This is a genomic window from Vibrio sp. 1CM2L (assembly GCF_023161695.1).
In the GTDB taxonomy this organism is placed as follows: Bacteria; Pseudomonadota; Gammaproteobacteria; order Enterobacterales; family Vibrionaceae; genus Vibrio; species Vibrio coralliirubri.
The window spans coordinates 151,335-170,038 of the sequence record NZ_JALNTT010000008.1 but is presented as its reverse complement, the minus strand read 5'-3'; the positions used below and the strand labels follow the sequence as shown (position 1 = coordinate 170,038).

The 18,704-nt window shown below is 36.2% G+C and carries 17 protein-coding genes; 1 reads left to right on the top strand and 16 read right to left on the bottom strand.

Translation table 11 applies throughout. The annotated features are described in order from the left end of the window. Nucleotide 1 precedes the first annotated feature (1 nt). From MSG34_RS21340 to MSG34_RS21295, 10 genes are all read right to left on the bottom strand, one after another. Nucleotides 2-865 carry a glycosyltransferase family 2 protein gene (locus MSG34_RS21340; protein ID WP_248339328.1) on the bottom strand — a complete coding sequence of 288 codons (864 nt, stop codon included), beginning with the start codon at nucleotides 863-865 and terminating at the stop codon, nucleotides 2-4. A 64-nt stretch (nucleotides 866-929) separates the two neighbouring features. Continuing rightward, a complete protein-coding gene (locus MSG34_RS21335) occupies nucleotides 930-1,901 on the bottom strand; it encodes a glycosyltransferase (protein ID WP_248339327.1) in 972 nt (323 codons plus the stop codon). Next, on the bottom strand, nucleotides 1,891-3,066 hold the full coding sequence (locus tag MSG34_RS21330) for a hypothetical protein (protein ID WP_248339324.1): 1,176 nt from the start codon (nucleotides 3,064-3,066) through the stop codon (nucleotides 1,891-1,893). Before MSG34_RS21330 ends, MSG34_RS21335 begins: the two co-directional genes overlap by 11 nt. A gap of 73 nt (nucleotides 3,067-3,139) precedes the next feature. Beyond that, nucleotides 3,140-4,267, bottom strand: coding sequence for a polysaccharide pyruvyl transferase family protein (locus tag MSG34_RS21325; protein WP_248339321.1), 1,128 nt, complete (start codon nucleotides 4,265-4,267; stop codon nucleotides 3,140-3,142). Beyond that, on the bottom strand, nucleotides 4,254-5,243 hold the full coding sequence (locus MSG34_RS21320; protein WP_248339319.1) for a nitroreductase family protein: 990 nt from the start codon (nucleotides 5,241-5,243) through the stop codon (nucleotides 4,254-4,256). Before MSG34_RS21320 ends, MSG34_RS21325 begins: the two co-directional genes overlap by 14 nt. Before the next feature lie 2 nt (nucleotides 5,244-5,245). Beyond that, nucleotides 5,246-6,160 carry a glycosyltransferase family 2 protein gene (locus MSG34_RS21315; protein ID WP_248339317.1) on the bottom strand — a complete coding sequence of 305 codons (915 nt, stop codon included), beginning with the start codon at nucleotides 6,158-6,160 and terminating at the stop codon, nucleotides 5,246-5,248. Continuing rightward, nucleotides 6,160-7,665, bottom strand: a complete 1,506-nt coding sequence (locus tag MSG34_RS21310) for an oligosaccharide flippase family protein (protein WP_248339314.1) — start codon at nucleotides 7,663-7,665, stop codon at nucleotides 6,160-6,162. The genes MSG34_RS21315 and MSG34_RS21310 overlap by 1 nt, the downstream gene beginning before the upstream one ends. A 38-nt stretch (nucleotides 7,666-7,703) precedes the next feature. Next, nucleotides 7,704-8,795, bottom strand: a complete 1,092-nt coding sequence (locus MSG34_RS21305) for a Wzz/FepE/Etk N-terminal domain-containing protein (RefSeq protein WP_248339312.1) — start codon at nucleotides 8,793-8,795, stop codon at nucleotides 7,704-7,706. Between the two features lie 217 nt (nucleotides 8,796-9,012). Beyond that, nucleotides 9,013-9,558, bottom strand: a complete 546-nt coding sequence (locus MSG34_RS21300; protein WP_248339342.1) for a sugar transferase — start codon at nucleotides 9,556-9,558, stop codon at nucleotides 9,013-9,015. A 159-nt stretch (nucleotides 9,559-9,717) separates the two neighbouring features. Continuing rightward, entirely contained in the window at nucleotides 9,718-10,662 is a 945-nt protein-coding gene (locus MSG34_RS21295; RefSeq protein ID WP_248339311.1) for an SDR family oxidoreductase, read from the bottom strand. Nucleotides 10,663-10,829: 167 nt separating this feature from the next. Between MSG34_RS21295 and MSG34_RS21290 the strand changes: the two genes are divergently transcribed. Beyond that, nucleotides 10,830-12,695 (top strand): nucleoside-diphosphate sugar epimerase/dehydratase, encoded by a 1,866-nt coding sequence (locus tag MSG34_RS21290; RefSeq protein ID WP_248339310.1) that lies wholly within the window; start codon nucleotides 10,830-10,832, stop codon nucleotides 12,693-12,695. 3 nt (nucleotides 12,696-12,698) lie between these two features. Here the strand turns inward: MSG34_RS21290 and MSG34_RS21285 are convergent, their stop codons facing one another. From MSG34_RS21285 to MSG34_RS21260, 6 genes are all read right to left on the bottom strand, one after another. Next, a complete protein-coding gene (locus tag MSG34_RS21285) occupies nucleotides 12,699-12,932 on the bottom strand; it encodes a hypothetical protein (RefSeq protein WP_248339309.1) in 234 nt (77 codons plus the stop codon). Between the two features lie 107 nt (nucleotides 12,933-13,039). Then, nucleotides 13,040-14,224, bottom strand: coding sequence for a mannose-6-phosphate isomerase, class I (gene manA, locus MSG34_RS21280; RefSeq protein WP_248339308.1), 1,185 nt, complete (start codon nucleotides 14,222-14,224; stop codon nucleotides 13,040-13,042). A 78-nt stretch (nucleotides 14,225-14,302) separates the two neighbouring features. Continuing rightward, nucleotides 14,303-15,730 carry a phosphomannomutase gene (locus tag MSG34_RS21275; RefSeq protein ID WP_248339307.1) on the bottom strand — a complete coding sequence of 476 codons (1,428 nt, stop codon included), beginning with the start codon at nucleotides 15,728-15,730 and terminating at the stop codon, nucleotides 14,303-14,305. Nucleotides 15,731-15,732: 2 nt separating this feature from the next. Continuing rightward, a complete protein-coding gene (locus tag MSG34_RS21270) occupies nucleotides 15,733-17,142 on the bottom strand; it encodes a mannose-1-phosphate guanylyltransferase/mannose-6-phosphate isomerase (protein ID WP_248339306.1) in 1,410 nt (469 codons plus the stop codon). A gap of 51 nt (nucleotides 17,143-17,193) precedes the next feature. Beyond that, nucleotides 17,194-17,655: a GDP-mannose mannosyl hydrolase gene (locus MSG34_RS21265; protein WP_248339305.1), complete on the bottom strand. Its 462-nt coding sequence runs from the start codon at nucleotides 17,653-17,655 to the stop codon at nucleotides 17,194-17,196. Between the two features lie 75 nt (nucleotides 17,656-17,730). Then, nucleotides 17,731-18,702 carry a GDP-L-fucose synthase gene (locus MSG34_RS21260; protein WP_248339304.1) on the bottom strand — a complete coding sequence of 324 codons (972 nt, stop codon included), beginning with the start codon at nucleotides 18,700-18,702 and terminating at the stop codon, nucleotides 17,731-17,733. Between the last annotated feature and the right edge of the window lie 2 nt (nucleotides 18,703-18,704).

The window sequence follows — 18,704 nt, the reverse complement described above, 5'->3', positions numbered from 1 at the left end:
ATCACATCCTCGATTTAATTAATAGTCTAGATTTAAAATAGGTAAAGTTAGGGAGCAAATTTTTTGACTCTAACATTAATTTAAGTGTTTTTTTAGGGTTTAATCTAAACATCTTAATCAAATATACAAACTCAGGAATAGAAAACCTCGCCAAACCATTTGCATTAAGAATCGAATTATATTCTCTTAGTATACTAAGCCTTGTACTTAACACATCAAACCCTACTACTTGAGTCAAAGATCCACTTCTTTCGACAACTGTATAGATAGCTAAGGAGTGACATATAATATTCCGAGCCTTAATCCCAACAGACAGTGAAAATATTACATCATTTGATACTAGTGTTTCTGAAAATTTTAGCTTATTTTTTACAACAAAATCACGACGAATAATTTTTGACCAGGGAACATGAAACCAGTATCTAACGTAGTCGAGATCATTCTTAATGTGTAAGTCAACTAAAGCCTCATAAGTTTTATGCCTATTAGACACATCATTATTCAATGATACTGAAGATGGTTTAAAATAAGCCACGTCACAACTCTTAGGGATGAAACTCTCTATATTACTAAAAACTTTAACGATGTTACTTGAAAAATAATCGTCTGAATCGGCAAATACTAAAAAATCACCTTGAGCATGGTGAATACCTATATTTCTACATGAACCAGCTCCTTTTTTCCTATCATTTGACAAAACTCGAACATTCGGATGAGACGTTGCAATTCTTCTTAACTCCATCAAATCTTGGGAGTAATCATCCACTATAATAACTTCGTTGTTACTAATCGGAATACTATCAAGAAGGCATTTTATATACTCACTAGAGTTATACGTTGGTATAATTATAGAAATTTTCTTCAAAATTAGAATAACCTATCGAATTAAAACATTAAATAAAAATCGCATGCCGCTTATGAAAATCACCCTAATAAATATTTCTTACGAGGTTAATATCTGGTATAAACAGTGACAACAACTGCTTGTATGACAAATAATTGGCGCTGTATATGGTATTTTTCAAAAGAAATACTCTCATTTTCATACCTTTTCGTGTATATAGATTTCCTGACTCCATTAAAGCAATTGGTATTCTAGAAAGCATACGAGCCTTAAATTTATGTATACATACAAGAAGTTCCTCATTAAATTGCCCTTTATGATGGGTCTCAAGGATTTCATTAACTTTCAGAAAAACTTGTTTATAGCCATCTACATGCTTTGTTGTTTTCTTACCAGTCATAATAGAACCATAACGTATTCGGCGATTATATAAAACATCATTAATCACTTTACACCTCTTTAGTTTCTTTGACATAAGAAGCTCAAAAGTAAATAAGTTATCTTCATGGTGTATGCCAGGGAAAAAATCAATAGTTTTAACAATTTGATTTCTAACTAAATACAAGCACGGCGAAACAGTTAACGTATTTTCTGAGATAAAGCTTACAAATAAGTCTCTACCAGATCTTATCCTGTCTAGTTTTTTAGTTGGACGAGAGTAATCAAACTTTATCTCGAAATTGCCATCCATTTCATCTACATTTTTCGCTTCAAAAAACAAACCATCCAAGTGGTCGGTTACTACGGTTTCATAAAGACGATCTAAAGATCCAATTACATGAGTGTCATCACTATCCATAAAAAGGAGATAATCCTTAGAAGCGAGAGCTTTACCTATATTTCTAGCTACCGATTGCCCTTGATTTTCTTGATATACATACCTCACCCTCTTATCTTTTTTCGCATAGGCATTAACCAGCGTACTTGTATCGTCTGAAGAGCCGTCATCTACGATGATAACTTCAAGATCACACTTGTTGTGTTGTATTACAGACTCCAAAGCCTCAACAATATATTCCCCAGAGTTATATGCCGGGATAACAACACTAATACTCATTTTCTTTTTTACACCTATATACGAAATAAAAAACCCAAAGAATCATATGTAAATTTAGAAAGTAACCAAAGACTTCGCCTTTGTAATGAAAAATAGCAAGGAGTAAAACTGATGACAACATTATTCCAATAAAACCATCTGAATTCCTCATACTTATATCTCTAACACAATAATAGAGCATATAAATGGTAGAAAAGAAAAACACGAAAAAGCTCATAAATCCGGAAGCCAATACCTGTCGCATATAACCACTATCCGTATCCATATAATACCGAGTAATTGGATCTGAGTATCTACCGTCACCGAACAAAAACGTTTCTAAAGAGATAGGAAAGTACATCGTAAATAAGTGGTTTGTTGATGACGTCTCCAGCTTTCCATTATCAATGTAATTGTAAATGAATTCAAAAGAAAATCTGGTGAAATTATCAATTCGAAGTTTTATAGGTTCGGGAAATATATAAAAATACATCGTAATCATGATTGTAATTACGATAATAAAAAGAACCAATAGACGCAAGATTAAATAATAAGATTTTCTACTGTTTTGAAATATTAAATAGACAAAAAACACAAACCCTGCCACCAAAACAACCCGTCCTGCCGACATGAAAAACAACAACATCATTGCGTATAACACATAAATATAGCTTCTATTTTTAGTGTTGTACTCTTCTAAAACCAATAAGAATAGTATAAATGACAATATAACTGATAACCCAAAGAACTGCGGTCCAGAAAGAGATAACCCTCGAACGCCACCACCGCCATAACTGCTCGCGACAGCCACCAGGTGGTCAGGCTTGGTCAATGCAATAACTTCCCTAAAAGCAGGAAAGAAAAATGCAGCTAACATAATTACAAGTTGAATTACTACAACTGCTCTAAATAAATTAACCAGTTGATAATTATCGAAATCAATCAAACTTGCAATAAAAACAGAGACTATCGCAGCCCCCCCAAAGTAGAAGATCAATCGCTTATACTGAGTTAAATAAGTAAAGTCCATTTCACCAAAGTAAACAGTGATAAGTAGATAATATAAAAAAGGCAAAGAAACCAAACTGACGTAAAAAATAGTATTCTTATGGAACACTATTTTTAAAAGAACATTAATTTTATTTACCAATAAAATATAAATCAGAGAGATAGCTATAGCGATCACTGCTGAACTTCCTAAAATAGGCACTCTAAATGTATACAAGAATAGAAATAATACTAAGACACAAAATATATAATTAACTCTGCGCATTAAGAGCAACCTTAAGGAATTTTTTAGAGTCTACCCTAAGTTCATCAAGCTTTCGTTCAACGCTGGTATAGTCGATAGGAGTAATCAATGCTTCTGAGATTTGGCTAGGAGAGGAGACGAGTCTACTTTCTAGACCCAATTCTCCCAATAAGCTTTCTAGGCGACTGACACCTCGTGAAGCGTTAGATACACACACGAATTCTTTATTGAATAATATAGCCAAGCAGATACAGTGGTATGAGTCGGTTAAGATAACTTTGCTTATCTTAATCTTATTGAGCCACTCCGGTACTGAAAAATATTCATATCCGTGATCGTTATATTTGTAATAAAAATTTTCAGCGTCTGTATTAAGTTTCGAAGCTAAATGGGATGCAGCGTCACTAAATGAACGATCGACATCAAGCTTGTAGTAAGCAACTTTAGACGATTGGCTTTCACCTTCAGGAGAGAACATCATATAGTAGTCAAGTATGGATTCAAAAAAAGCCCTTCCAGCCAATAAAGTAGGATCGAGTACGTGTACAGCACCTTTAAAACTTAGGTGCTTTTTGCAAATATCTACACCTGCAGATTCTCGTACAGAAACATTGTCAAAATCGTTAATCCACTTTATAAAATCTGCATTTTGGAAGTACTTACTTTCTTCCCATAGATCGACACCGAAACTTGCAGCGTAAGACACCTTTTGGGGCCCTTTAAAAGGCAAGAAAAATACATCAGCATTTTGCTTGGTATAGTTAGTTCTCCATACCTGGTCACTGCCAACAACTACGTGAGAGTACTCTGAACATCGTTCAATAAAACGATTCTTCTCAGTAATCGACTGTGGACTTCGATTTATAAAATCCTTTCTGAACCTTTCAAAAACTGCTTCGTTTTCAATATCTGGCCTTTTTTTAGGGTTTCTTACACCTAAATGCCTTAGAAATTTTACAACTAACTGTCTAAGTTGTGAAGTTTCGTTGAGTGGGAGTGACCTATAGTCAATATGCTCAGCAGAAATATTAAGATCATCTTTGATCACATGCTCTAAAGCGGCTGCTTGCAGCACAGCTCCGTAATTATGTGTCGAATACTGAAAATTGAGTATACCAACCTTATGCTTCCTCATAGCAATAGAACTCCTTAACATTTTTTCTAGGTGACTTAGCCAAACGAGCTTTTTCTGACTCGTAACCAAACGCAATTGCTAACACAACTGTTTCAGAATCATCAACATAGTCCAGCGCATAAAACATCTTGTCGACAGAAACGTCATTACACCAGTTTAATGCACAAGAACTAATGTCATAAGCACGTAATGCATAAATAAAGTTCATCGCGAATATGCCACCATCAACAAAAGGCTGATTTCTTTCATTTGCCTTATAGAAGGCTGATAAGTCACTTACGATTAAAGCAACATGTGGTATGTTTTCAGTAAAACCTAGATTACCGTTTTGAAACTTGAGAACGGTATTCTTTTCTTCCCCAGTAAAAACACGAACTTTCCAATGTTGTCTGTTACAAACTGATGGTGCTTTAATCGCTAATTCCATCACTTTTTCAAATTCCTCCGTACTGATTAAATCTGGTTTATAGTTTCGGCAACTATACCTTTCTAAACAGAACTCTTTAAAAACGTTTGTATAATGGTTCTTGTGCGCTTTCCTTAAATCAGAGCTATTTATCGTACCGACTCGAGAACTGTCATTACTCGAGAAGTAACGTTCTAAACCACCAACGTTGAAGAAGCTAGGAACCATAACTCCACTATTTTCGTGAAACTCTTTATAAGCTCTAAGTGCTCCTATGCCAAAGAAGAATTCTTCATTTGTACCATGCCTCATAAGGAGCAAATTTAAATTCCCAATTAACCTTGTAATGGCAACTTCACCAAAGTTCAATCTAGGTTCTGGTAATGTCAGAGCCTTTTCAACCCTATGCTTATCTTGTAGTATCCAAGCAGATAGGTTATCGTGATTTAGATCCAAGTCGTATTTACTAGAATAGAACTTGTCAAATCTTTTTAAATCAAAAACTGCACACTGCCAAGCACGAAGTTTTTCTCTATAAGGTCCCAATATGCGCTTTATGGAGCTAATCATAACTATTTCCGATATCTGTTTAAAGCAGCCTTAACAATGTACATAACATTATAGAAGCTGAAATTATTCCGAAGAATGGTAAAGGCCTCGCGAAAATTGCCATAGTCAACAGCGAGGTAGATAAATTTTTTTACATACTTCTGTTGAATAGCATCAGCATAATTTACCGCACCTAACGCTCTAATTATTTCTAACAATAATGATTGATGACCTTCAAATTTCACACGTTTTTGAAAGTAACTCACGCTACTCCTAGAGTGAGAACCTTCTCTAACTACATATCGATAGGTGACCTTATCCAAATAACCACAGTCATTATCTCTACAAATAGGCAATAGAATTTGCCAATTTTGACCAACTTTAGAATTAATGATTCTGCGATTACGAATTACTTTATCAAAACAACTAGTTCTAATCATATAACCGCCTGGGCATAAATACACTTCATTTTCAAAAATCAAGTCCTCAAAAATATTTTTAGCCCTTAAATTGTACTTATCGGATATATAATAGAGATGCGATGAATTCTCATTAATGTATTCAACGTCACTTCGAACGATATTTAACGTATCATGCTCCGTTAAATATTTCACTTTGCTTGAAATTGAACACTTGGTAAGAATATCATCAGAGTCAGGCCAAGTAATATACTCTCCAGTAACTAGTGGAAGAGCGAGGTTAATAGCTGAGGCTTGCCCCTGATTCCTTTGGCTTAATATAGTATATTTATAACCTTTTTTAATAAAAAATGGCTCGTAACTGTACATTTCATTCAGGGTATTATCAGTTGAGCCATCATCAACCACTATTAACTCTATATTATCATAGTCTTGATATAATATAGATTCCAAAAACCTACCGATATACTTCTCCCCATTATAACAAGGAGATATAACCGAAACTAATGGAGTGTTCATTATAAGTACCTTTTAGCAATTCTTCTGTATATGAATTTAAATTCTTTTCGAAAAATGTTAGGGGTGACCAGCATAAAAACAATTATCGGAGACAATACCACCCCTTTAATTAACTTATTATCAATATAATTTATTTCAAAAAAAACATATGAAGAGAATAAAAGCGTTAACAGAAAAACAACCGTATACCCGACCATACTCAAATAATAGTTTATCAGTGATTTGTCGGTTAGCAAGTTCCGGTAGACAATCATAGGTCTAACCCAAAGTGGAACAAGAATGCCAGAGACAATAGTTCCAATAATAACACCATCAACACCATAGTCTTGTACTAAATAAACAGAAATCACTAAATTTATGACACTTTGAATAATAGGGGCGTATTTATCTTGTACATACAATCCAGCAGCAGACTTAACGGTATTAATAGGAATCCTCATACCAAATAAATACAAACTTATAGCTTGTAATAATGCTAAATTAGTCTCTACAACATACTCTCGACCAAGCCAAAGGCTTATAAAGTAATCAGTGTATAAATACAAGTATATAGAGCAGAATGAAAATATAACAAATCCAGCTAACTCCAATGCTTTCAGTACTTGCAAAACATGAGATTGCTCTTTCGTTGCTATTAAATTTCCGACACTTGATATCACTGCACTAAAAGTCTGACTCAAAAGAGAAACCAATGTTTGCATTACGAGAATATAATTTGAAAACAAACCAAGCATTGCAAATGACAGGTATTTGGAAACAATGATATTATCGGTGCCATTTAAAATCACATCCCCTGTTTTGTGAAAGATTAAGGAAACGATATTGCTTTTTATTTGTCTTTTCGTTTTTAATGAGGTTAGAGTGCCCAATTCTGTATTCACAATAGGGTATTCATCACTAATAAATCTATTGACCATATAACATTCAACACATTTAATGACTAATTGACTAATTAATATCAGTTCAAAACTTTCAAAAACATACAATAATAAAATTTTTAACGACAAATCAATCAATTGGAACAATATCAAGTAAGGAGCAATTTTATAACCTTTTTGGCAAGCGGTAATAAAAATTCTTTTGTGTGTGAAGAAATAGGTTGAAGAAGCATTAACAACAAATAATAAAAATATAGTATAAGCACCTGAAAGATGGTCAACTTCATTTGATATAAATGGTAATACAGGCAAAAGGCAAAAGCCTAAAAATAGAACTCCCAAACCAATAATAAAGTAGACTTTTCTTAAATAAGCAACAATCTCGACAATTTTATTATCATCACCTTTAGATAAGGGCTTATACAAGCTAAATGATATGGCTTGTGCTACTCCCATCTCTCCAGCAGATAGTAAAAATATCAAATTAGTATATAGAGCGTTAAGTCCTAAATATTCAACACCTAAAATTGTAATGAAGTAATATCTATATATTAATTTTGCAGTCGTACCAACAGAGAAGTTTGCATATGTAGCAGTTATGTTAATTATGCTATTTTTAGTTCGCATGAGTCATTAGCGCCTTGCCACTTATAAGATTAAAACATTTAGACACTTGAACTTTCATATAGGGGGTTAACATTGCTTCTTAAGATAAAGCGAAATACAACAAACAAAACAGACAATATAAACCCTACTAAAACACCCAATACAATCAGCAAACTCATCGCTGTTTTATTACTTGATATCGTTAGATGATTTTTTTCGTTATCGTATAAGTCAAATTCTCCGCCATCAAAGCGCTTATATTTATCGACTTCATTGATTAATAAATCTAATTTTGCTATTTCTGGCTCAAACAATTGATAATCTTTGAATTTATTTAATATTTTAGCCTTTTCAGAAAGGAGATTGACTCCAAGCAACTCTCCAAATACTGCATCTCCCTTACCAAGAGTCATAGGTTCCATCACTCGAGCATTTCTTGATAAAGCTAATGCGAATTGCGTTCTTTGTTTTTCAATTTCGAGTAGTTTATGTGCTTCAGCAAGCATAAGCTCTCTTTCTTTAACAAGTTGAAGTCCTCTTGTTGATAACAAAGTTGCAAAGTCTGCTTGCAACTCTTCAATAACGCGAGTATTAACAAATGAGATGTAGGCTTTGAGAACCTTAGAACCGACTACAGAAGAAGAGTTTTTAAATGTTAGCTCTTGAGGCCCCATAAGATGCTTTGTAATAGGGTTAGCTTTAAGTTCAGTTATCGAATGGCTTGCAATTAAGTCCCTACTTTTTTCGGAGACTTCATTAGACTTATCATTTTCCTCATCGAAAATTAAGTAATTCTCCTCAAAAAAATCCATCTTATTTTTTCTATCGTTATAAGCATTTAAAAATCGAACATATAAATGGTAAGGACGAGAGAATTTAATCAATTCATTATTTTCTGGCTCACCCTTAACATTAGAACGATCAAATATTGGCTGATATTGCTGAACAAAATAAATCCAATCAATTAATGTAATATTGTTATTTGGTTTAACATTTGCCTTAATTGAGTAACTCTCATCCATTTGGGTTGAGTATAGAGCTGCTCCTGTAGCAAAAATTAAGCTCGTAAGTAGTATCAACCACCTCCCAGATATCAGAGCATTAATTAGTGCAATAGGGTCAATTTCTTTTGGGGTGTTACTTTCTTTCATTTTTAATTATTCCAGACTCATCAGCACCAGATATCAATCTAACGCTTGTGACCTTTGATCGACGACAAGGTTTGTGAAACCAAGCATGTCATTTCCAATAGATGGGTATGATAAACTATATCTCTTTAATCTTCGAGCAGATTATGGGGGTAATACCACAACCAAATCGGGGCTATGTCGACTTTAAGACAACTCAAAATTGGTTATTGTAGATAAGTTAAAGGTTGTCCCCTCGCCCGGAGCCAGATAATGTTCTAAAAATGAAGTAGAAATAGTTTTTTAAACTAAGATTTTCCAGCATTTTTTCATCCAGTCTAGCAAGTGTTTTAGGCGTTGACATATCAACGTTATTTATTTGGGCTAATCCAGTAATTCCAGGTCGGGCATCAAACACCCCCTTAAACACCCTCTCATCAATCAACTCTTTTTGACTAAATAAACAAGGACGGGGGCCAACTAAACTCATATCACCCTTTAGTACATTCCATAATTGAGGCAATTCATCAAGTTTAGTTGTACGTATAAAAGCCCCGAATTTAGTTACAGAGCTAACTCTAACGAGGTGAGTTGCTACAGATTTCGTATTTAACGGCATGCTACGAAATTTTACTAAAGTAAACGGCTTTTGGTTTCTTCCTACGCGGACTTGCCTAAATATCGGGGCACCTGTGTCAAAATAACCAAACAAGTAAACCACTATAAAAACAGGCCACAGGAGAAGTAGACCAAAGAGAGCAGCAAAAAAATCTATTACACGAATCAACTTAAAACCTTTCAATAGAGATATCAGAGATTCTGAATCACGTTCGTTCCTCTCCATTCAAAATGACGACTTAAACCACTGCGCAAAAATGAGAAGAACCTCACTGCATCCAGAAAAATAAGAGCGTACTTGACAATTACCCCAGTAACGAGAGACGAGCTACTTAGTATCTAAATAAGCTTGCACCGTTCTTTCGATACCACCTTCGAAAGTAACAGAAGGTACCCAGCCTAAAATTTCATGAGTATGAGAAATATCAACTTGTAGACTACCACATAGACGCAGGGAGATCTGTGGCTTACCAACAAGCTTGGTTGAAAAGTCAATCAGTGACATAGGAATCGTTAACAATCGAGACTTTCTGCTCATCGCGGCAGCCAAAGCAACCAGTAACTGCGTGGTTGAAACATCTGTGCCATCAGAGACTAAAAATGTCTCACCTGCTGCTTGGGAGTGCGTGCTGCAAATCAACATGAGATCTACCAAATTATCAACATATACAAAGCTACGTTTATTATATATTGCACCTAACGGCAACGGAATTCCGTTATCAACACAGCGTATCATAGAGAGGAAGTTAGCTTTTACTCCTGGTCCATAAACCAGAGGGGGGCGGATGATTACGACTTCTAAACCTGTTTCTTCTGCGATTTGTCTTAACCCAACCTCCGCCTCATATTTACTCAAGCCATAAGGATCGATGGGAACCCTAGTTAAGTTGGGTTTAAACGGTTCTCCAGCCTCAGTTTGCTCTCCGTTGACCTTAATCGAACTGATAAAGACAAAACGAGTAACACCATTCATCGCAGCTTGACGAGCTAAATTCAGCGTACCTAGAGTATTAACCTCATGATACGCTTCCTTAGCTTCTTGTTCAGTTTCATTCATTTGATGAACACGGGCCGCACAATGCACTAGGCAATCTATCCCGTCAAAAGCGCCGGACCAATCAGTAGTTGAATCAATAGAAGGAACAAGAATGCTATTAGGCTGTATTTGACTCACTTTTCGTACCACACGGACAACATCCCAATCACGCTCTTCTGCTAATTCAACCAGTCGAGAGCCAACAAAGCCACTGCTACCAGTAATCAATACTTTCATGCTACAAAAGCCTTAACGTCGAACAAATAGCCCGCAAGTGTAACAGTAAAACTTTGATGTTACACAACCATCATTTACAACTAGCTTTCTTCCCCCCAAGAGCATTAAAATATTGTGTAGATAAAAGTAGTCAACATATCGAACTTAGATAGGTGTCAAGGAAAATAATGATTAAACCAATAAGTCTTATCCTCAATACAAAACGAAAAAATAAGCGCTTAATCAGTATTGGTTATGACATGTTTGCAATAGCTGTATCAATCTATTTGGCAATTGCTCTAAGGCTAGGTACTTATACTTACGAGCTCGGTTTAGACGAGTGGGCAACATTAATGCTGACAATTTCAGTTACGATATTTACCTTCACTAAACTCGGGATGTACCGAGCAGTACTGCGCTACATGATGTTCCCTGCTGTAGGGAATATATTTCTTGCCGTGTTTATCTCATCTCTAACCTTAGTTATGTGCGGATTCTTTTTTCACACATTTATCCCTAGAAGCGTTCCTTTCATATACGCTGGTTTAGCAATTCTTACACTTGGCGGGCCAAGAATTATTATTCGTTCTGTTTACGATCAAATGATCAAGCGTAAAAAACCAAATGTATTTATCTACGGAGCCGGTGCGACTGGCCGCGAGTTGGTATACGCTTTGATACACGGTGATGAATACAACCCTGTCATCCTCCTTGATGATGATCCAAGTAAAAAAGGTAATATTTTTTTTGGACTAAAGGTTCATCATCCAAGCGAGTTTGAACATCTTCAATCTCTTTATCAACCAGTAAAACTATTGCTAGCCATTAATAATATTAATAAAGGCAAGAGATTAAGGCTTGTAGAAAAGCTATCTAATTGGCCTATTGCAGTTCAGTCAGTACCATCCGTAGAAGATATTGCTGCGGGTAAAGCTACGGCGACAGAAATTAAAGATTTAGACATTGCTGACCTACTCGGTAGGGCACAAGTCGATCCAGATAAAACCTTACTCTCACAAAACATCACAGCCAAGAGTGTTATGGTCACAGGTGCTGGCGGTTCAATTGGTTCGGAATTATGTCGACAAATTTTAATGCAAAAGCCAAAGACACTAGTTCTATTTGAGCTCAATGAATACAACCTATACAAAATTGAACAAGAGCTCTCTAACACCATAAAGAGAAACAACTCCCCAACTCTAATCATCGCGGCTCTAGGCTCGGTTCAAAGACAGAACCGACTAGAAAAACTGATGAAGGCTTATCATGTAGATACTGTCTATCATGCAGCAGCATACAAACATGTTCCTTTAGTTGAAGACAATGTAGTTGAGGGCATTCGTAATAATGTCTTCGGTACCTTGGCATGTGCACAAGCCGCTATCAAAACAGGGGTGAAAGATTTCACTCTTATATCCACGGATAAGGCTGTACGTCCAACCAATGTGATGGGGGCAAGCAAGCGCATGGCTGAACTTGTCCTTCAAGCACTCGTAGACAAACAAAACGGCACCACTTTTACCATAGTGCGCTTTGGTAATGTTCTTGGGTCTTCAGGATCTGTGGTTCCACTATTTAAAAAACAAATTAGCCAAGGTGGGCCTGTAACGGTTACCCATCCAGACATTATTCGCTACTTTATGTTAATCCCTGAGGCCGCACAATTAGTTATACAAGCGGGAGCATTGGGCCACAATGGCCAAGTATTTGTCCTTGATATGGGAGAGCCAGTCAAAATTCTAGATTTGGCAAAGCGAATGATTCACCTTATGGGTATGCAGGATAAAACCGAGGGCGACTCCCAAGAAGGTGATATCACGATAAAATTCACAGGCCTAAGACCTGGTGAAAAACTCTATGAAGAATTACTAATTGGTGAGCATGTCGAAGGGACTAGTCATAAAAAAATCATGAAAGCACAAGAAGGTAAGTTAAACTGGGAGCAGATGAAGGAGTTACTAAACCAACTAGATATATGTTGCCACAATTTTGATGTTGAGTGCATTAAGCGCATCTTACTTGATGCACCCACTGGGTATAAACCAAATAGTTGAATATTATACTTTTACTGTCTTAACTTTACTAAATTCAACCATTGGACGGCTAAGGTAGTTATGCTTATAACGATAGTTTGTTGTTTCAATACCATTTTCTGCGCTACCGAAATCGAAGCGAACCCCTTTAAACTTATACGTAATCACATCCTGCTTATGTTTGATTAAGTAAGGTATCGGTAATTTAAGCTTCTTCATCTTTACCGGCTCTAGTTGCTCAACAATGATTAATGACAACAGGTATTACCTCTTTTTACATCGACTTGGTTGTTGGAAGAAAACGAGTTCGATGTCTAGTCATAGGGAAAAGATAACTTTAAATCATTATCATCCCAATCAATAATTTAGCAAAATATTCGAGCTAATATGCCCTGACTATTAATGCTATAAGATAAGGTGGATGCTGAAATAATTAAAGACTCACCAATATTTAAAACCCATATTCTTTTTTCATATCCCACAGACACCTGTCCATCTAAACAAAGCAAAATCTCTGGTGAAGATACTTTATTTTCTTGTTTTATGTTTTCTTTTATTATCTCAAACTTAAAATCATCTACTGGAATTGGATAAATATCCCGTCCATCTTGAAATACAGGACGCATTAAAAGATCTTGCTTACAAATTGGATTGAATTTTGTATTAGAGATAAGTTCAGGCACATCTATGTGCTTTAGGGTCAGCCCGGCCCTAAGAACATTATCAGAATTGGCCATAATCTCTACCCCCACACCTCGAAGATAAGCATGAGGTGTTTCAGCATATAAGAACATGGCTTCACCAGGTTGTAGCTCTATGACATTCAAAAACAATGGCGAAAATAAACCAATATCATCAGAATATATAGCAGCTAGCTCTGTGATTAATTGATGGACAGCAACAATATCCGTATCACTTTCATTTGGCTGGAAACTTAACAAATCTTCGATTGTTTGATTTTTGATATTTCCCGTCAGTTGAAAAATGCTTGTAAAAACTCGTTTTAGTGACAATGTACTTGGTGAATGTAGGAATAAATCAATAATATGTTTGATTGAAGGCAAATTTATTACTGAAAAAAAACCTGCTATTTCATATACATCTCGAAAGCCATTCATGGCTAAATAAGGCGTTATAGCATAAACGAGCTCGGGTTTATGGTTAGCATCTCGATAATTTCTATTTGGCGCATCTAATGGAATATTTGCTTTATTCTCTTTAGAGAAACCGATTTCAGAGGCTTGCTTGCTTGGGTGTACTTGGATCGAAAGTGGTTGTTCTGCAGCTAGTATCTTAACCAGAAATGGCAACTGATTTAAAAACTGCTGCGCGTGCTCACCTAGCCATTCTATAGGTGAGTTTTCTATTATGTCTTTTAATGGGAGCCACTCTCCATCTTTCTCAATTAGAGAACTTCCGTTAGTGTGTGCTCCCATCCACAATTCAGCTTGTGGCTCTTTCTTTGGGTTTGGAATAGCAAACAATTCCGACATTGCTGTTATGCTGCCCCATTGGAAATTCTTTATTGGGTTTTGTAATGGATAAATCATAGTGCGCCCAGTAACTCTACTTATGCTAAACCGAAATTAAGAAAAGAACTGCTGATTTCAGTTCCTTTTATAAGTCTATCAAGCAAATGATATTTGTTCTAGCTTACCTAATGTTTGATTAACTAGTAAACATGCTGCATCTAATGAATCAGCTTCAGCATAGCAACGCAACTCGGGGGCATTTCCTGATGGGCGTAAGTGAAGAATTTTATTATCTTCCAGTGTCAAACGTAACCCATCTGTAACATCGACATTTTGAACTTTTACATCGCTAAAACCTAGTTCATAAAGTAAAATATTTGGTGAACTCATACCTAGCTCTAAAATCAGATAACTTTTTTCAGTAGCAAAATGCGGGATTCGATCGCTATGTGTGAAACGTTTCTCTAATCTCTCTTGTAGCCGAACTATTGAAGTCTCTTTAGCCGCAGATAACAGCATTAACGCAGGAAGAACAGCATCCCTTGTTGGTAAAGCTTTTAAGCTTTTGCCATTAATGCTGACATCACTACCAAGCAAAAAACCCCCATTAGCTTCAAAGCCTGCAATAGAAGAAAAATTAACAATTAGCGATTTAAACCCTGCAATCACATATGGAGAGCCAATCTTTGTCTTTAATACATTTTTAAATGATGGGGATTTTGTAATGATTGAATTACAGCTTACTGGAATAGCTAGTGCTTCAATATTCATCGCTTCGGCGCATAATAAACCTAAGATATCACCTCGAAGCCATTCACCCTCTTCATCAGCAACAAGCGGACGGTCACCATCACCATCAGTTGAAAAAATACAGTCAAAACCATACTCTGCAGACCATTGGCGTGCTTTTTCTTTATCTGACTCAGCAACCGCTTCTGTATCAATAGGAACAAACTCATCACTACGCTCAAGAGCTATTACTTCGGCACCTAATGCTTCAAACAGTGGCGCGTATAAATCACGGCCAGCACTTGAGTGCTCATAAATACCAATGCGCTTCCCTGTCAACATTTGGCTATCAAATAATGATGTGTAGCGCTCAATGTATTTCAAGCCTGCAGCGGTATTCACCTCTAACTCTGGCAAATCTGAAATTGATTCAAACTCAGCCGTTGCATTTAAAATAGCTTGCTCGTCAGCTTTTGTGATTTCACCATCTGGTCGATAAAATTTAAGGCCATTGCGGTCAAATGGAATATGACTACCTGTCACCATAATACAAGGAACAGTGTCTTGCATTGAAACATAAGCTAACGCTGGTGTAGGCACTACACCATAATAAACAACATCAAGGCCTAGTTGTTGCACTGCTTTTGCACACGCTTGCGCCATTGCAGGACTACTAGGACGGTTATCAATTGCGATTGCAACTTGTTTAAAATTAAAGTTAGATTGTATACCTGTAATAAAAGCATGAGTAAAAGCAGCACACACATTAGGTGTAAATTGTTCAACTAAGCCACGAGCGCCACTTGTACCAAATTGAATACCTGACTCTTGAATTACATATTTACTGTTCAACATTATTAATAACCTACACCATAGCCTTCTAAACGAACCACATCATCTTCTTGTAAGTATGAGCCAGAACGAACTTCGATCAACTCTAAAAAAACTTTACCTGGATTTTCAATGCAATGAGAAGAACCAATTGGAATAAAGGTCGATTCATTTTCGCCAAGTAAGTAAGTTTTATCTCCATTGGTCACTTTAGCAGTACCAGACACTACAACCCAATGCTCAGCTCTGTGATAATGAAGCTGTGTTGCCGTTCTCTCACCAGGTTTAACAGTTAGGTGTTTAACTTGAAAGCGTTCACCGTCGGCGATTTCATCATGAGATCCCCAAGGGCGATAGACTTCACGATGTTGTAAACATTCTGAACGATTTTGTGATTTTAATTTATTCACTATTGCTTTCACATCTTGTACTTTGCCTTTATCTGCAACTAAGACCGCATCCTTGGTTTCAATAATAACTAAATTATCAACGCCTACTGTAGACACTAACTTATTTTGAGAATAGATAAAACTATTTGACGTCTGCTCTGTTAATACATCCCCACGAGTTGCATTACCATCATCATCTTTATCGTTTACTTCCCAAAGCGCATTAAAAGAACCTACATCACTCCAATCAGCGTCCATTGGAACAACTACCGCATCTTGTGTTTTTTCCATTACAGCATAATCCACTGAATCATCAGGACACGCAGCAAAACTGGCTTCATCTAAACGAATAAAATCTAAATCACCACGAGAGCCTGATATCGCTTTTTGACAAGCCGTGAATATATCAGGACGATGCAGGTTTAACTCTTCAAGATAACGTGATGCTTTAAATAAAAACATCCCACTATTCCATAAGTAATCACCTGATAATAAATAAGACTGTGCCGTTTCTAAATTTGGCTTTTCAACAAATTGTGCTACTTCAAACGCACCGCTTGTAATCAACTCGTCCCCTTTTTTAATATAACCGTATCCAGTCTCAGGTACTGTTGGCACAATACCAAACGTAACTAACTTTCCACTTTCTGCTTGAGGCATTGCTTGCTTGACAGCATCAATAAATGCAGACTGATTTTGAATAACGTGGTCAGCAGCTAAAACCAATAAAAGAGGGTCTTCATTTTTGTTCATAGCATGTAGGGCAGCAAGTGCGATAGCGGGGGCCGTATTACGACCAACCGGCTCTAAAACAATACCACTATGTGCTAACTCTTTTTGGCGTAATTGCTCTGCAACAATAAATCGATGCTCTTCATTACAAATAAAAAAAGGAGCTTCATGCTCAACACCATCAAGTCGATTAACCGTTTCTTGAAGCATCGTACTTGAACTGGTTAAAGACAGAAATTGCTTTGGATAAAGAGTGCGAGATAAGGGCCATAGACGGCTACCTGAGCCTCCAGCCATGATTACAGGTAATAGCATAGTTTGACTACTTACTTTATTTGAAAGAATGGGAATAGATAAAATCAGTATTTATTCGTTTGGTTGGAAATACCATTTGGTATGAAGGTGCACTTCATTACTATTTATTAAAGACTCTGAAGAGAGCCATTGATACTGATTATGCTGATCATTTATTGGTAACTTTAACTGCTCAGCGTTAACGATCAATTTATAAGCAATTGCAACATAATGTGTATTCACATCTGTACCAAAAACATAATCATTATAAAGGTGTGTAAAAGGCCCAATTAATTGAGCTTGGTCAATTGAAAATTCAACCCCTAACTCATTTAATGTTAAACGTCGAAAAGCAACCTCTAATGTTTCATTTTTTTGAATTCGACCACCAGGAACAAACCAATAATCCTGCGCAGGCTTATTCAATCTTTTACCTAATAAAACTTCATGCTTAGCATTCACAACAACTAAGTCAATAGACACAAGAGGAGTGCTTTCAATAACTGTTGAAAATTTTTTTTGATCAAGAAACATATTTCAGCCCTTAAGAAAAAGAGCTTTAAATTAAAGCTCTTTTTATCACAGATAATATACGCAACTGTGAAAATATTATTTTCTAAATGTATTCTGATTCGCTAAAAACCACTGATAAGTCTCTTTCAATCCATCTTCAAGTGATATTGAAGCAACCCATCCAAGCTTTTCTAAACGAGATACATCCATTAATTTACGTGGCGTACCATCTGGCTTTGAGGTATCAAAAACAATGTCACCTTGATAACCAACGACCTTAGCAACCGTCTCAACCAATTCACGAATAGTACAATCAATACCAGTACCTACATTAATATGACTTAACATTGGTTGAGTATTTTCATGATAAATATCGTCATCTAAATTCATAACATGAATGCTAGCAGCAGCCATATCATCAACATGAAGAAATTCACGCATTGGTTTACCCGTTCCCCAAGCAATAACTTGTGTTTTCTCAGCTAATTTAGCTTCATGAAAACGACGGATCAAAGCCGGAATAACATGTGAATTTTCAGGGTGGAAATTGTCATTTTCACCATAAAGATTCGTCGGCATTACTGAGCGGTAATTACGCCCATATTGACGATTATAGGATTCACACATTTTAATGCCAGCTATCTTAGCAATGGCATAAGGTTCGTTCGTTTCCTCAAGTATACCAGTTAGCAAAGCACTTTCGACCATAGGTTGCTCTGCAAACTTAGGATAAATACAAGAAGATCCTAAAAAGAGTAAATCTTGAATATCATGGCTATGCGCAGCATGAATAATATTATTTTGAATCGTAAGATTCTGATAAATAAATTCAGCAGGGTAAGTATTATTTGCAGCAATCCCCCCCACTTTCGCTGCCGCTAAATACACTTGATCTATGTTATTTTCAGCAAAAAACTGACTTATAGCTTGAGTATCCAATAAATCAAGCTCATTACGCTCACGTGTAATAAGCTCAACATTGGGTAAGTGAGATAACTGACGTACGATTGCAGAGCCAACCATTCCATTATGACCAGAAACAAAAATACGTTTAACTACATTCGACATAT

What these genes read in the sequence shown, in the direction of transcription:
- MSG34_RS21335 (WP_248339327.1), bottom strand. Translation starts at nt 1,901, where the DNA reads ATGAGTATTAGTGTTGTTATCCCGGCATATAACTCTGGGGAATATATT.
- MSG34_RS21325 (WP_248339321.1), bottom strand. Translation starts at nt 4,267, where the DNA reads ATGAGGAAGCATAAGGTTGGTATACTCAATTTTCAGTATTCGACACAT.
- MSG34_RS21320 (WP_248339319.1), bottom strand. Translation starts at nt 5,243, where the DNA reads ATGATTAGCTCCATAAAGCGCATATTGGGACCTTATAGAGAAAAACTT.
- MSG34_RS21315 (WP_248339317.1), bottom strand. Translation starts at nt 6,160, where the DNA reads ATGAACACTCCATTAGTTTCGGTTATATCTCCTTGTTATAATGGGGAG.
- MSG34_RS21310 (WP_248339314.1), bottom strand. Translation starts at nt 7,665, where the DNA reads ATGCGAACTAAAAATAGCATAATTAACATAACTGCTACATATGCAAAC.
- MSG34_RS21305 (WP_248339312.1), bottom strand. Translation starts at nt 8,795, where the DNA reads ATGAAAGAAAGTAACACCCCAAAAGAAATTGACCCTATTGCACTAATT.
- MSG34_RS21295 (WP_248339311.1), bottom strand. Translation starts at nt 10,662, where the DNA reads ATGAAAGTATTGATTACTGGTAGCAGTGGCTTTGTTGGCTCTCGACTG.
- MSG34_RS21290 (WP_248339310.1), top strand. Translation starts at nt 10,830, where the DNA reads ATGATTAAACCAATAAGTCTTATCCTCAATACAAAACGAAAAAATAAG.
- manA (WP_248339308.1), bottom strand. Translation starts at nt 14,224, where the DNA reads ATGATTTATCCATTACAAAACCCAATAAAGAATTTCCAATGGGGCAGC.
- MSG34_RS21275 (WP_248339307.1), bottom strand. Translation starts at nt 15,730, where the DNA reads ATGTTGAACAGTAAATATGTAATTCAAGAGTCAGGTATTCAATTTGGT.
- MSG34_RS21270 (WP_248339306.1), bottom strand. Translation starts at nt 17,142, where the DNA reads ATGCTATTACCTGTAATCATGGCTGGAGGCTCAGGTAGCCGTCTATGG.
- MSG34_RS21265 (WP_248339305.1), bottom strand. Translation starts at nt 17,655, where the DNA reads ATGTTTCTTGATCAAAAAAAATTTTCAACAGTTATTGAAAGCACTCCT.
- MSG34_RS21260 (WP_248339304.1), bottom strand. Translation starts at nt 18,702, where the DNA reads ATGTCGAATGTAGTTAAACGTATTTTTGTTTCTGGTCATAATGGAATG.